The following is a 14372-nucleotide window of genomic DNA, read 5'->3' as shown; positions in this document are numbered from 1 at the left end:
GGAGGAATAGGTAATGAGCGAAACAACAAGTTTAGAAATGAACCAAGAGTATACTGGTCTAGGAAAAGTAGAAATTGCTCCTGAAGTAATTGAGGTTATCGCAAGTATTGCTGCTTCTGAAGTAGAAGGTGTAGCTCAAATGAGAAGCAATTTTGCAACTGGCGTCGTGGAAAAGTTCGGAAAAAAGCTCCATAACAAAGGGATAAAAGTCGACCTCAGTGAAGAAGGAATAAAAGTAGAAGTATTTTGCGTAATGAATTTTGGTGTATCTATTCCGCATGTTGCTCAGCAGATTCAAGATAATATTCGTCAAACATTAATCAATATGACTGGGTTGGAAACAGAGGAAGTAAATATTCATATTGTTGGTGTTCAGTTCGAAACAGCAAAACAAGAACCTGAATTACAGCAAGAAATGTAAGGAATAATACTTCCTAAAAATTAGCATAGAATGACTTTAAATAACAAAGGCTGAACAGGAAAGAATAAAATAGAAACTAATAGGTCTTCCTCTTAGTTTCTATAAGTTTTTTCTGGACAGCCTTTGTTTTTGTGAGAATGACCAGAATAGTAAACTAATTATAGGTTTTTTTCTCGTAAGATAGAGTTTTGTTTTTATTTATGCTATTATTCATGTAGCATAGATAAATAGGTTGTCTTAAACCTATGGAAGGATTTTAAAGGAGCTTAAATAATGAAGAGAAGAACTGCCAGAGAAAAGGCCTTACAGGCACTATTTCAAATTGATATTAGTGATATAGACAAAGAAACAGCAATAGAGCATGTATTAGAAGGAGAAAAATCTGATCCCTACCTTACAAAATTAGTGGATGGGGTATTAAATAATCAAGTTTCTATTGATGAAACGATAAAGCAATATTTAGAAAATTGGACGCTAGAAAGAATTGCAAATGTAGACCGAAACATTCTACGTCTAGCCACATATGAAATGATTTATGGACAAGCAGATGATGTACCTGTAAATGTTGCGATTGATGAAGCAGTGGAGATTGCCAAACTTTATGGTGATGATCAATCTGGTAGATTTGTTAATGGATTATTATCTAAGATAAAAGAAAATCAGTAATATTAAGAGAAACGTTGGTTTGATGAAAAAAGCTGATTAGTGGACAATGTAAATCTTTTATGCAATATCGGCAAATAAGATTTGTTATCATCCTAAATTGTTTCCTTCTATAACCTATAAACATGAATGATTAAGGGATGTGGTGTATGATACTACACCCCTTTTTCCATCCTGTATAAGGAGTTTTTATAAATGGAATCACGGTATTTAACAGTACATGCTTTGACGAAATACATAAAAAGAAAATTTGATGCAGATCCTCATTTACAGCAAGTCATGGTAAAAGGAGAAATATCCAATTTTAAGCAGCATTCAAGTGGGCATATGTATTTCACCTTAAAAGATGAAAAAGCCAGAATTTTAGCAGTTATGTTTGCCCGGAATAATCAGCAAATGAAGTTTACGCCTGAAAATGGGATGAAGGTGCTGATTAAAGCAAGTATTACCGTATACGAATCAAGCGGTCAATATCAAATGTATGTGGTTGATATGCAGCCAGATGGAATTGGTCAGCTCTATCTAGCTTATGAGCAGTTGAAAGCTAAATTGGAACAAGAAGGATTGTTTCTTGCAGACCATAAACAGACAATTCCTAAATATCCGAAAACAATTGGTGTTATTACCTCACCGACTGGCGCTGCAATTAGAGACATTATTACAACCATTAAAAGACGCTATCCGATTGCTAACATCCAGATTTACCCCGCGTTAGTACAAGGTGAAACAGCGGCTCCTTCTATTGTAAAGGCGATTCAACAGGCGAATGAACAGGAGTCTCCTGCAATTGATGTCCTCATAGTAGGCAGGGGTGGCGGTTCCATTGAAGAATTATGGGCTTTTAACGAAGAAATCGTTGCTAGAGCCATTTACACTTCCAGAATTCCCATTATTTCTGCTGTCGGTCATGAGACAGACTTTACCATTGCAGATTTCGTTGCAGATATGCGGGCACCGACACCAACTGGTGCAGCAGAGCTCGCTGTTCCTCATATCGATGAGCTGGTGGAAAGGATTTTGTCTAGACAAAGCCGTTTAATAAGAGGGATAAATGAAAAAGTAGAATTGCAAAAGTTACGTTTAAATAGAATTAAACGTTCCTATGCTTTTCGTTATCCTAAAGTTTTATACGATCAAAAAATGGAGCAATTAGACAAACAGACAGAATTATTAATACGTAATGTTCAAAGAGTTTTTGAGCAAAAGAATAATCAGCATCAATTAATAAAAAAGCAGCTAGTAAGGAATCACCCGCATCAATATGTGATGAAGGCCCAACAAGATTTGGCTAATTTACAAAAAAACATGATTCGTAATACGGAGCTTATTCTTCAAGCAAAAAAGCAGTCTTTTCTTTCGACAATAGGAAAGATGGATGCATTAAGTCCGTTGAAAATAATGGAAAGAGGCTACAATGTAGCATATGATCAAAATGGGAAATTAATAGCTAGTATAAAGCAAGTTAAGCCTAAGGAGCATATTGAATTAAACTTGGCTGATGGTACGGTAGAGGCAGAAATTATGGAGATAAAGGAGAGATAAACATGGCAACTAATCGAGAAAATAAGCCAACCTTTGAAGAAGCTATGGAAGAATTAGAACGAATCGTTGAAAAACTAGAAGAAGGAGATGTTCCATTAGAAGAGGCTATCAACACGTATAAAAAAGGAATGGAGCTTTCTAAATACTGTCATGAAAAATTAAAAAATGTCGAAGAACAATTAGCGGAAGTAGTGCTAGAAAACGGCAAAAAACAACCTTTTTCCATCGCTGAGGAGGAATAACACTTGAATAAAATTTCTTTGTCAGCATTTACAAAAAACTATAAAGAAGTACTGGAAAAAGAACTAAAGAAAAATGTCGAAAAGCTTAATGCTCCTTCCAGTTTAAAAGATTCTATGCTCTATTCCCTAAATGCAGGGGGGAAGAGAATCCGGCCGCTGCTTTTATTTGCTACCCTGCAAGCATTTGGAAAAGATCCACTTGAAGGTTTGCTGCCAGCAGCTGCCATTGAAATGATTCATACGTATTCTTTGATTCATGATGATTTACCAAGTATGGATGATGATGACCTGCGAAGAGGCTTACCGACGAATCATAAAGTTTACGGAGAAGCGACAGCTATTCTAGCAGGAGATGCACTTCTTACATATAGTTTTCAAATGATGACATATATGACAAAACAAAATATTCCATCTGAAAAGATTCTTACTAGTATTGGCTTTTTAGCAAAAGCAGCTGGAGCAGAAGGGATGGTAGGTGGACAAATTGCCGATATTGAAGGGGAAAGCAAGACGTTAAATCAAAAAGATCTTGAACATATACATCTACATAAAACAGGAAAGCTAATAGAAGTAAGTATTTTAATTGGCGCAATATTAGCAGATGCTGCTGACGCGGAGTTAGAAACATTAAAACGTTTTGCTTATCATCTAGGCTTAGCCTTCCAAATTAGAGATGACATTCTCGATTTGGAAGGGGATGAAGAAGTGATTGGAAAGCCAATTGGCAGCGATATGGATAACCACAAAAGCACCTATCCGAAAATATTAACTATGGATGGAGCAAAAAGAGAATTGGATCTGCATATTAAACAGGCTAAAGGTCTTCTAGCCGGCTTAAATTTTGATCGCTTTCTATTAGAAGAAATTACAGATTTAATTGCCTATAGAAATAATTAAAATATCCTCTTTAAACGGTTTAAAAGCTTTTTATAGATGGTATATAATAAAACTAAGCGAAATATATATAAGGAAAATTTAGAATAACGAATAACACATATCAGGGTGTCTCAATATTTGACATCACTAGAGCTTTTTCAAAAGATAAATTTGTAAAATGCGCTAGTGATGCTCCGCTTTGAGGCATCCTTCTTTTAAGCACGGAAAGTCTTCTGTGTGCTAACTATGTAGAATTACTACTATTATCAGTGAAGGAATGGTATAATACATATTTAATAATACGAATAAATTAGGTTTTTTGATAAAAATAAGGTATTCTAATATATAATACAATCTTGACAAAAAGAAATGGTTAAACGGAAGGAAGATATACCAATTAATCAGTGGTTTTCATTGCTTTATTGGTTATATACTGAATGAAAGTGAGTTGTTACAAATGGATTTAATGTCAATAGAAAATCCAGCATTTTTAAAAGGATTATCGAACGAGGAACTGAATATCCTTAGTGAAGATATCCGTCACTTTTTAATTAATAGACTTTCTCAAACTGGCGGCCATATTGGTCCGAACTTAGGAGTGGTGGAATTAACCATTGCTCTTCATAAATGTTTTGATAGCCCAAAGGATAAATTTCTTTGGGATGTAGGTCACCAATCTTATGTTCATAAAATATTAACTGGCCGTGCTAAGAATTTCGATACGCTTAGACAATACAAAGGCTTAAGTGGTTTTCCAAAAATGAATGAAAGTGAGCACGACGTATGGGAAACAGGTCATAGCTCTACTTCCTTATCTGCTGCAATGGGTATGGCTGTTGCAAGAGATTTAAAAAAGGAAGATTCCTACATCATTCCTATTATTGGGGATGGAGCTTTAACAGGGGGCATGGCTCTCGAGGCACTAAATCATATTGGCGATGAAAAGAAAAACATGATTGTTATCTTGAATGATAATGAAATGTCGATTGCTCCAAATGTTGGTGCTCTTCACCAAGTATTAGGCAGATTAAGAACTGCTGGGAAGTATCAATGGGTAAAAGATGAACTAGAAATGCTCTTAAAGAAAATTCCTGCCGTAGGTGGCAAGATGGCTGCAACTGCTGAAAGAATTAAAGATAGTCTTAAATATTTGTTAGTTTCCGGTGTTTTTTTCGAAGAGTTAGGTTTTACGTATTTAGGTCCAGTAGATGGTCATGATTATAACGACTTATTTGAACAGCTAAACTATGCAAAGAAAACATCTGGCCCAGTTTTACTGCATGTCATTACGAAAAAAGGCAAAGGATTTTCTCCAGCTGAAAAGGATAAAATCGGTACATGGCATGGAACAGGTCCTTATAAGATTGAGACAGGAGATTTTGTAAAACCTGCTATCACTGCACCTGCATGGAGTAAACTAGTGAGTGATACAGTGTTAAAATTGGCAAGAAAAGACGAGCGAATCGTTGCCGTTACTCCTGCCATGCCAGTTGGTTCAAAATTGGAATCATTTGCAAAAGAATTTCCTAGTCGAATGCTTGATGTCGGGATAGCGGAACAGCATGCTGTAACATTAGCAGCTGGACTTGCCACACAAAAAATGAAGCCGTTTTTAGCCATTTATTCGACATTTTTACAAAGAGCATATGATCAAATGCTTCATGATGTTTGCCGCCAGAAATTAAATGTCTTTATTGGCATCGATCGTGCCGGCTTAGTAGGAGCAGATGGAGAAACCCATCAAGGTATTTATGATATTGCGTTTTTACGTCATATGCCAAACTTGGTTTTAATGATGCCAAAGGATGAAAATGAAGGGCAGCACATGGTAAATACGGCTATCCAGTACAATGATGGCCCAATTGCGATGAGATTTCCGCGGGGAAATGGGGTTGGTGTGGAGCTTGATTCTACATTAAAGACGATTCCAATTGGTACATGGGAAGTATTAAGAGAAGGTTCTGATGCTGCAATTCTTACATTTGGAACAACGATTGAAATGGCAATGGAAGCAGCCAGCCAGCTTGAATTACAAGGGATTCATGTTAAAGTGGTAAATGCGAGATTCATTAAGCCGTTAGACGAGAAAATGCTTTGTGACTTATTGAAAAAGCAAATACCAATTTTAACGATTGAAGAAGCAGTACTGCAAGGCGGATTTGGAAGTTATTGTATCGAATATGCCCATGACCATGGTTTTGGAGCAAATGTAATAGATCGCATGGGAATTCCAGATGAATTTATTGAACATGGAGATGTAAATTCATTATTAGAAGAAATAAATTTAACAAAAGAGGAAGTTGTAAAAAGAATTTCAGCCATTGCTAGAAAAAAACAAAAGAGGGCTTAGAGCATTCATGAAGAAAGAAAGAATTGATGTATTATTAGTTGAGCAAGGTTTATTCGAAACAAGGGAAAAGGCAAAAAGAGCTGTAATGGCTGGGATTGTCTACTGTGAAGAGAATAGACTAGATAAACCCGGTGAAAAAATAAATACAGATTCTAAGTTATCTGTTAAAGGAAAGACACTTCAATATGTGTCAAGAGGTGGCTTAAAGCTTGAAAAGGCACTTAAAATATTTGATGTCGATATGAAAGATAAAGTCTTACTTGATATTGGCTCCTCGACAGGAGGATTTACGGATTGTGCCCTGCAAAATGGTGCAAAACAATCTTATGCATTAGATGTAGGCTATAATCAATTAGCGTGGAAGCTTAGACAAGATGAACGTGTGATTGTCATGGAAAGAACCAACTTTCGTTATGTAACTCCTATCGATTTAAAAGGTGAGATGCCGAATATTGCTTCAATTGATGTTTCTTTTATTTCGCTAAAGCTAATTTTACCAGTTTTAAAGACACTATTAGTATCCGGCAGTGATGTTATTGCTTTAGTGAAGCCGCAATTTGAAGCTGGAAGAGAACAAGTTGGGAAAAAAGGGATTGTCAGAGACCGTAAAGTCCATGAGTCCGTTTTAGAGAAAATTATAGCTTTTTCTATAGAAGAAGGATATATTGTTAAAAACCTATCATTTTCACCAATTACAGGCGGAGATGGAAATATTGAATTTTTACTCCACCTCTATTGGGATGAGCGTGCAGAGGAAAAAACGCATTATTTTCAAATAAAAGAGACGGTAGAAGCGGCACATTCCGAATTGAAAGCAAAAAAAGAAACGGAAGAATAAGCTATGTAAAAGGGTTTGACTGCAGCAAGAGAACTATTAGTAACGTGGGATGCTAATAGAAAGGTTCTCCATGCAGGCTGACCCTTTTTGGTTTGTCTATCATGAATAAAGATAGAGCGGAGATGTAATTTGTTTTCTTTGTTCTTGTAAAAAGACGAACAAACACGGTAAAATAGATAAAAGGAAGATTGTCTAAAAAAATCGAATGAACGTATGATAAGGAACAAATACTTTTAATAAAAAGTGATACATATGGAATAAAAATGATAACCAATGATAAAGGATGGAATATATGAATAAGGGCCAGAGGCATATAAAAATAAGAGAAATCATTACGAATAATGATATCGAAACACAAGACGAATTAGTAGATGAACTGAAAAGTGCTGGATATAATGTAACACAAGCTACTGTATCAAGAGATATTAAAGAGCTGCATTTAGTGAAAGTGCCACTTCAGGATGGCAGATATAAATATAGCTTACCAGCTGATCAGCGCTTTAATCCATTACAAAAATTAAAAAGAATGTTAATGGATTCCTTTGTGAAAATCGATTCAGCTGAAAATTTGCTTGTCCTAAAATCACTGCCAGGGAATGCACAAGCGATCGGAGCATTAATTGATAATCTTGATTGGGATGAAATATTAGGAACGATTTGTGGAGATGATACTTGTCTAATTATTTGTCGCACTGCAGATGATGGCAAGAAAATTAGTGATCGTTTTCTTGATATGCTTTAATTTGGGGGGACATTAATTGCTAAGTGAATTATCGATTAAAAATTTTGCAATCATTGAAAGTCTATCCATATCATTTAAAAAGGGACTGACCGTATTAACTGGTGAAACAGGTGCAGGAAAGTCTATCATTATTGATGCGATCAATTTATTAGTTGGAGGACGCGGTTCGGCGGAATTTGTTCGCCATGGAGAAGAAAAAGCAGAAATAGAAGGGCTATTTTATATAGAAGACGGTCATCCTTGTTTTCAAAAAATGAATGAGTTTGGTATCGATATAGATGAGGGTGCTATTGTATTAAGAAGAGATATAGCTTTATCTGGTAAGAGTGTCTGCCGGATAAATGGCAAGCTTATCACAATCGCTGTATTAAGAGAAATAGGTTCCACTTTAATTGATATTCATGGTCAGCATGAACATCAAGAATTAATGGATGAAACGAAGCACTTACAGTTGCTGGATACTTTTGCAATGGGAGAATTAGCTCCTGTTTTAGAAGAATATGAAGAAATTTATCGCTCTTATACTCAAACTCAAAAGAAACTAATGAATTTAACAGAAAATGAACAGCAAATGGCTCAAAGACTTGATTTATTACAATTTCAGTTTAATGAAATTGAAAGTGCTCATTTGAAAATTAATGAAGATGATGAGCTGTTAGAAGAAAGGAAGAAATTAAGCAATTTCGAGAAAATTTATGATAGCATACAAACAGGCTATACTGCTCTTAGGGGAGAACAAAAAGGGCTGGATTGGCTTGGTGAGGTCATGGGGAATATGGAGGAAGCTGCAAGCTTAGACACTGAATACAAGGATATGGCTGAGTCTGTCTCCAATAGCTATTATATTTTAGAGGATATTGCAAGACAGATGAGAAGTGCTTTAGATTACCTAGAATATGACCCCGAAAGGTTAAATGAGATTGAAACAAGACTAAATGAAATCAATACCTTAAAACGCAAATATGGAAAAACAGTAGCAGAGATCCTAGAGTATGCTGCAAAAATAGAGGAAGAATTAGAAACATTACAAAATAAAGAAACCCATATCGATTTATTGGAAAAGGAGTTAGCTTCTCTTAAAAAAGATCTTTTAGTGGAAGCAAAGGAATTGACTGCCTTAAGAAAGAGAGCAGCTCTTCGTCTGACAGATAGTATTCATCAAGAATTAAAAGAACTCTACATGGAAAAGACTGTTTTTGAAGTAAGAATTCATGCTGATGAGAACAATGTTACGAAAAAAGGGATAGATGAAGTGGAATTTTACATTTCTACAAATCCTGGAGAACCGTTAAAACCACTATCCAAAATTGTGTCCGGTGGAGAGCTTTCCAGAATGATGCTTGCTTTAAAAAGCATTTTCTCTAAGCATCAAGGGGTGACATCCATCATATTTGATGAGGTAGATACTGGGGTGAGTGGAAGAGTAGCACAAGCAATCGCTGAAAAAATCCACCATGTGTCGGTTGATTCTCAAGTGCTCTGTATTTCCCATCTGCCGCAGGTGGCAGCAATGGCAGATACCCATTTATTTATCGCAAAAAAAATTGAGGATGGCCGCACATCTACGTCTGTCACACCATTAGTGCAGCAAGATAAGGTAAAAGAGATCGGACGAATGATTTCAGGAGCGGAAATTACGGAATTAACAAAAAAACATGCAAAAGAACTGTTAAAATTAGCGCAAAAAGCTAAGAATAAAATATAGACACGTAAAACCTCTGTATATGTGCAGAGGTTTATTTTATTCTTATGAAGAGTTGTCTATTTAATGGTGCGTGGGAAACTAATTGCAAGGATTATCCATTATGGGTAGGTATTTAAAATTTTTAACAGTTATAAATGATGCTGTTACAGGCAAACTTATAAATGTAGCCGGAGAAGTAGTGGTGAAAAGAAGCGAGGAGAGTGAAGTGAATTGAAAAGTGATATCCTTAGAAAAATAATTGGTGGGATTCTCCTTGTTTCATTAATATCTTTAGTATGTAATCAATCATTTCAAGAATATCTTCATATCCCAAAAAGCATTACATTGTTTGAAGGACAATCAATGGAGATCAACAATAGTGAGGCGATTTCTGTGACAGCAAATGTGGCAGACGAAGATTCGGTTGTTGCATTAAGTCAAGAAAAAGGGAAATTTTCCTTGCAAGGAAAAGTTAGTGGGAAAGATGAGATGATGCTTGAACTTGCAGGTTTTCCAATAAAAAAAGTGGATGTGAATGTTCTTAAAGACTTTAAAGTAATTCCCGGTGGTCAGTCCATTGGGGTGAAACTAAATACTGTTGGCGTACTGGTGGTTGGGCACCATCAGGTAAATACAGAAGAAGGAAAGCAATCACCTGGTGAAAAGGCCGGGATAAAAGTTGGCGATATGATAGTCGAAATAAATGGAATGAAAATAGAAAAAATGGCAGATGTAGCACCTTTTGTTCAAAAAGCAGGCGAAGGAAACAAACCTTTAGAGTTGGTTGTAAAAAGAGAGAAAGAGGAGTTTAAAACAAAGTTAATGCCCTTAAAGGAAAAAGGGGATAACATATTTAAATTAGGGCTTTATATAAGGGATTCAGCAGCTGGGATTGGAACAATGACTTTCTATCACCCAGATTCCATGAAATATGGAGCTTTAGGACATGTAATCTCAGATATGGATACAAAAAAACCAATCGTTGTGGATGATGGAGAAGTACTAAGATCTACTGTAACAAGTATTGAAAAAGGAAGTAACGGAAATCCTGGTGAAAAATTAGCGAGATTTTCAGAAGATAAAGAAATAATCGGGGATATCAAAACAAATAGTCCTTTTGGAATATTTGGTGTATTAAATAAACAAATTAAAAATGGAATAATGGATAAGCCGATGCCGATTACGTTATCAGACCAAGTGAAAGAAGGACCAGCGCAAATTTTAACGGTTGTGGATAATGATCAGGTGAAGCGATTTGATATAGAAGTAGTAAGCTCTGTACCTCAAAAGTATCCTGCAACAAAAGGGCTAGTCATCAAAGTGACAGATAAAGAATTATTAAGCAAAACAGGCGGTATCGTTCAAGGAATGAGCGGAAGTCCAATTATTCAAGATGGTAAGGTCATTGGTGCTGTAACCCATGTATTTGTAAATGATCCGACAAGCGGATATGGAGTTCACATTGAATGGATGTTAAATGAGGCAGGAATCGATATATATGAAAAAGGGCAAAAAGCTTCATAAAAATTAAAATGTCTCATGTAAAAGGATGAATCGACAATCCTTTTACATGAGACATTATACTACTACATATTTTGCATGATAAAATCTAACAAATAACCAACTGTGATAAACAATCCAAACATGGTGTTTGTTAAACCAGTGTTTTTCATGGCAATCGGTGTTTGGCTTCGATCTCCTTTGAAGCCCTTAATGGCATCTAATGGTTTTTTGAAACTAAGCAGTACGATTAATAACCAAGGACTAAAGAAACCGAGAGCAACGAAAATAATAATCCAGAGGTAGGATAAGATAAATAATGCCGCAAGTAGGTTAACCGCTTTGTTAAAGCCGATAAGTATAGCAATCGTTTTTCTGCCGCCTAATGTATCCTCTTCAATATCTCTAATGTTATTCGATAAATTAATCGCACCAATAAGAATAGCGATTGGAACAGAAATAAGGATGCTTTCTTGGCTAATGTGACCTGTTTGGATAAAGAAAGAGATAAGGATGAAGATACATCCCATACATATACCAGAAAACACTTCTCCAAAAGGTGTATAAGCTATTGGAAGCGGGCCTCCTGTATATAAATAGCCAATCGCCATACCGAGTAAGCCGACTAATGCAATCCACCAAGAAGTATTAGAACAAATATAAATACCTAAAAGTAGTGCAAGTATATATAGGCTGATCGCCATATTTAAAACTAATTTTGGCTTCATCCCATGATGAACAATTGCTCCACCTATTCCTACTGAATCAGCAGTATCAATTCCTCTTACATAATCATAGTACTCATTAAATAAGTTGGTTGCGATTTGAATAATCAAACAAGCAAACATCATGGCAAAAAATAAACCCCAGTTTGTTGAGGCATGAGGGAAAGATAATACCGTACCAATGGAAACTGGTACAAAAGAAGCTGTTAACGTATGCGGTCTCGTTAGCTTCCATAGTATTTTATAAGTGTTGTTTTCCTTAGTGACGTTCTCCATAAAAAAATCCTTTCTATACTTTGGGAAAATGAAAACACAAATACTTAATAAATTTGTGCAACCTTTATCTTTTTTATGCAGATAAAGGTAAAAACAAAAAAACTAGACGTTTTTTTGTCCAACTTTAATAATACCGTATAAAGTTGTATCCCAACAAGAAAATATTCATAAAAAAGTCATAATTTTTTCTTCCAAATAAAGAAGTGTTTGGCTATATGGAAGATAAGTAACTTGATTGCTTTTGCTATAGGCTAGTGTTGTGTATAATATAGCCATAAAGATTTTTCGACAAAAATATGAAATGTATCGAAATCAGTCGAAAACGTGAGAAAATGAGAGAAATAATAGGGTTTTTCCTATTTTTTAAGTTTTTTTTATAAAATCAAAGGATTTTTGGTTGCTTTGTCGAAAATGTCCTTTAGAATAAAAATATAGATAAAATTAGAGACATTTGGATTGAGGGAGGAAACAATCGTTGAAGAAAATAAAAGTATGCATTGTTGATGACAATCGTGAACTGGTAGGATTATTGGAAGAGTATATAGATGCTCAGGACGACATGGAAGTAATTGGTGTAGCGCATAACGGCCAGGAGTGTTTAGAACTAGTGGAGCAGCTTGAACCAGATGTGATGGTGCTAGACATTATCATGCCTCATTTAGATGGTTTAGCCGTATTAGAAAGAATGCGCCAAATGAATAAACCTATGCCTAACGTGATTATGTTAACTGCCTTTGGTCAAGAAGATGTTACAAAAAAAGCGGTTGAATTAGGTGCCTCTTATTTTATTTTAAAACCGTTTGATATGGAGTATTTAGCAAGCCATATTCGCCAAGTAAGTGGCAAAACAACCGGATTTGTCAGAAAATCTTCTTCTTCTTTCAAAACACAAGAACCAAAAACGAAGAATTTGGACGCAAGCATTACAAGTATTATTCACGAGATTGGAGTTCCTGCCCATATTAAAGGATACCTCTATTTACGCGAAGCCATTTCCATGGTTTATAATGATATCGAATTATTAGGATCCATTACAAAAGTATTGTATCCAGATATCGCAAAGAAATTTAATACAACAGCAAGCCGAGTCGAGCGGGCAATCCGTCATGCTATTGAAGTGGCATGGAGCAGAGGCAACATCGACTCCATCTCATCCCTATTCGGCTACACTGTCAGCATGTCCAAAGCAAAGCCGACTAACTCAGAATTTATCGCGATTGTGGCAGATAAATTAAGGCTGGAACATAAGGCTTCTTGAGAGGGTTAGGGCTGTTGGTAGGAGAGGGTTTTAGAGAAACGGTAAATTGTTTACAACTTGTCACAAGTGATGTAGCCGATAACTATACTGACCAACTAACAATATTTTAAATAGCAATTTATAAAAGCATCTCTTAGTTTATTGAGTTTGTATTAAACTCGATAATTTAGGAGGTGCTTTTTCTTTTGAGTATGAGCGAAATGGACTATCAAATCGATTCTTTTATGTTGTATTGCGATTCTAAACATTTATCCAAGAAAAACCTCGCAAGTTAAGAACAAACACTTTAACTCTTCGCAATGTACTTATAAAACGAGTTTAAGATTGATGATGCAAGTAAGGCCAAATCAAGTCATATTAGAAATTACATTAAGTTTTTACAAGATGTGGTAAGTATACAGTGGTTGTTAAAGAGAGATGTATTAATTCCTAAAAAACCCCAATTTATTATATAGTAGTAATATATTCAATTAGGATAGTTCAGAATGTATATGAAAGTGAAAAGATTTGGAGTATTTTTCCTATGTTTCACATATTAATTTTGAAAAGTATGATGAGACATTTGGAATGGCTGAAATATTGAGCAACTAAAGAAAGAGAGTTTAGATATATCTAATGAAGAAGTTACAAAATCTTCAGATTTAATTAGTACGTTTTCAATTAGTAGAACTCTTTCTTGGTATCCAAGTCAAAATAAGCGAGATAAAATTGATGGTTGTATTTGAAAAAAATAAAGGATAATTATAGGGATACTTTATCAATTGCAGCTAATACAACTTTGGTTCAATATGCTAAGGATGGAAATTATAAAAAGATAGCTAAAAGAATATTAAAAATGGGTGTTAAAAATAATGCGCTATCAATGGCTGTTACTCTAGTATATTTCACACGCAATGTATAGCTAAATATCACATTTGAAATAAAGGGGCTGAGGAGATTAGTATGTTTATAAAGAATTTTGTTTATTCTTTTGTTTACTATATGGGATGTTTGATGATAGACCATATCATAGTACTCCATCTAAAGTAGCAATTATTCTTTGCATTTACTACTTTTTCCTAAGTGTATATCATGGAATTATTAAAAAGTGGACTAAAAAAGAGAATGAATCTTAGTGAAGGAACCAAATTATTATTCTTTAAATTCTATAAAGATAGTTAATTTTCATAAAAAGAGGGTGGGACAAAACAAAATATATATTGGATAAAGACGAATAATCTCTAATTCAGTGGTGAAACCAATTCGTTCCTTTACA

At 35.1% G+C, this 14372-nt stretch carries 13 protein-coding genes; 12 read left to right on the top strand and 1 reads right to left on the bottom strand.

All coding sequences use genetic code 11. From position 1 onward, the window contains the following. The first annotated feature begins 13 nt into the window (after positions 1 to 13). From NSQ89_RS12520 to spoIVB, 10 genes are all read left to right on the top strand, one after another. A complete protein-coding gene (locus tag NSQ89_RS12520; protein WP_047941127.1) occupies positions 14 to 421 on the top strand; it encodes an Asp23/Gls24 family envelope stress response protein in 408 nt (135 codons plus the stop codon). A 273-nt stretch (positions 422 to 694) separates the two neighbouring features. Continuing rightward, positions 695 to 1087: a transcription antitermination factor NusB gene (gene nusB / locus NSQ89_RS12515; RefSeq protein ID WP_047941126.1), complete on the top strand. Its 393-nt coding sequence runs from the start codon at positions 695 to 697 to the stop codon at positions 1085 to 1087. A gap of 192 nt (positions 1088 to 1279) precedes the next feature. Beyond that, positions 1280 to 2626: an exodeoxyribonuclease VII large subunit gene (gene xseA / locus NSQ89_RS12510; protein ID WP_341132687.1), complete on the top strand. Its 1347-nt coding sequence runs from the start codon at positions 1280 to 1282 to the stop codon at positions 2624 to 2626. Between the two features lie 2 nt (positions 2627 to 2628). After that, positions 2629 to 2868 carry an exodeoxyribonuclease VII small subunit gene (gene xseB, locus NSQ89_RS12505; RefSeq protein WP_047941124.1) on the top strand — a complete coding sequence of 80 codons (240 nt, stop codon included), beginning with the start codon at positions 2629 to 2631 and terminating at the stop codon, positions 2866 to 2868. A 3-nt stretch (positions 2869 to 2871) separates the two neighbouring features. Next, positions 2872 to 3765 (top strand): polyprenyl synthetase family protein, encoded by an 894-nt coding sequence (locus NSQ89_RS12500; protein ID WP_061798448.1) that lies wholly within the window; start codon positions 2872 to 2874, stop codon positions 3763 to 3765. A gap of 436 nt (positions 3766 to 4201) precedes the next feature. After that, positions 4202 to 6094 (top strand): 1-deoxy-D-xylulose-5-phosphate synthase, encoded by a 1893-nt coding sequence (gene dxs, locus NSQ89_RS12495; protein WP_341132686.1) that lies wholly within the window; start codon positions 4202 to 4204, stop codon positions 6092 to 6094. 7 nt (positions 6095 to 6101) lie between these two features. Continuing rightward, the gene (locus NSQ89_RS12490; RefSeq protein ID WP_341132685.1) at positions 6102 to 6932 is read left to right on the top strand and encodes a TlyA family RNA methyltransferase; all 831 of its coding nucleotides are present in this window, start codon (positions 6102 to 6104) and stop codon (positions 6930 to 6932) included. 292 nt (positions 6933 to 7224) lie between these two features. Beyond that, positions 7225 to 7674 carry a transcriptional regulator AhrC/ArgR gene (ahrC, locus tag NSQ89_RS12485; protein WP_047941121.1) on the top strand — a complete coding sequence of 150 codons (450 nt, stop codon included), beginning with the start codon at positions 7225 to 7227 and terminating at the stop codon, positions 7672 to 7674. A gap of 16 nt (positions 7675 to 7690) precedes the next feature. Then, positions 7691 to 9379 carry a DNA repair protein RecN gene (gene recN, locus NSQ89_RS12480; protein ID WP_061798446.1) on the top strand — a complete coding sequence of 563 codons (1689 nt, stop codon included), beginning with the start codon at positions 7691 to 7693 and terminating at the stop codon, positions 9377 to 9379. Between the two features lie 210 nt (positions 9380 to 9589). Beyond that, positions 9590 to 10882, top strand: a complete 1293-nt coding sequence (gene spoIVB / locus NSQ89_RS12475; protein WP_341132684.1) for a SpoIVB peptidase — start codon at positions 9590 to 9592, stop codon at positions 10880 to 10882. 62 nt (positions 10883 to 10944) lie between these two features. Here the strand turns inward: spoIVB and NSQ89_RS12470 are convergent, their stop codons facing one another. Beyond that, entirely contained in the window at positions 10945 to 11859 is a 915-nt protein-coding gene (locus tag NSQ89_RS12470; RefSeq protein ID WP_047941118.1) for a 1,4-dihydroxy-2-naphthoate polyprenyltransferase, read from the bottom strand. Between the two features lie 475 nt (positions 11860 to 12334). Here NSQ89_RS12470 and spo0A point away from each other — a divergent pair, with 475 nt between their 5' ends. Both spo0A and NSQ89_RS12460 read left to right on the top strand, forming a co-directional pair. Further along, positions 12335 to 13117: a sporulation transcription factor Spo0A gene (gene spo0A, locus NSQ89_RS12465; protein ID WP_047941117.1), complete on the top strand. Its 783-nt coding sequence runs from the start codon at positions 12335 to 12337 to the stop codon at positions 13115 to 13117. Between the two features lie 721 nt (positions 13118 to 13838). Further along, a complete protein-coding gene (locus NSQ89_RS12460; RefSeq protein WP_095322398.1) occupies positions 13839 to 14018 on the top strand; it encodes a hypothetical protein in 180 nt (59 codons plus the stop codon). The last annotated feature ends 354 nt before the right edge of the window (positions 14019 to 14372 follow it).

This window comes from Niallia sp. FSL R7-0648 (assembly GCF_038007005.1).
Classification (GTDB): Bacteria; Bacillota; Bacilli; order Bacillales; family Cytobacillaceae; genus Niallia; species Niallia circulans.
Note: the sequence above shows the minus strand (reverse complement) of the source record. Positions and strands in the feature narration are given on the sequence as shown.

Bases quoted from the DNA above. Each gene is read 5' to 3' on its own strand.
- NSQ89_RS12470 (WP_047941118.1), bottom strand. From the start codon at position 11,859: ATGGAGAACGTCACTAAGGAAAACAACACTTATAAAATACTATGGAAG.
- NSQ89_RS12520 (WP_047941127.1), top strand. From the start codon at position 14: ATGAGCGAAACAACAAGTTTAGAAATGAACCAAGAGTATACTGGTCTA.
- xseA (WP_341132687.1), top strand. From the start codon at position 1,280: ATGGAATCACGGTATTTAACAGTACATGCTTTGACGAAATACATAAAA.
- dxs (WP_341132686.1), top strand. From the start codon at position 4,202: ATGGATTTAATGTCAATAGAAAATCCAGCATTTTTAAAAGGATTATCG.
- NSQ89_RS12490 (WP_341132685.1), top strand. From the start codon at position 6,102: ATGAAGAAAGAAAGAATTGATGTATTATTAGTTGAGCAAGGTTTATTC.
- ahrC (WP_047941121.1), top strand. From the start codon at position 7,225: ATGAATAAGGGCCAGAGGCATATAAAAATAAGAGAAATCATTACGAAT.
- nusB (WP_047941126.1), top strand. From the start codon at position 695: ATGAAGAGAAGAACTGCCAGAGAAAAGGCCTTACAGGCACTATTTCAA.
- xseB (WP_047941124.1), top strand. From the start codon at position 2,629: ATGGCAACTAATCGAGAAAATAAGCCAACCTTTGAAGAAGCTATGGAA.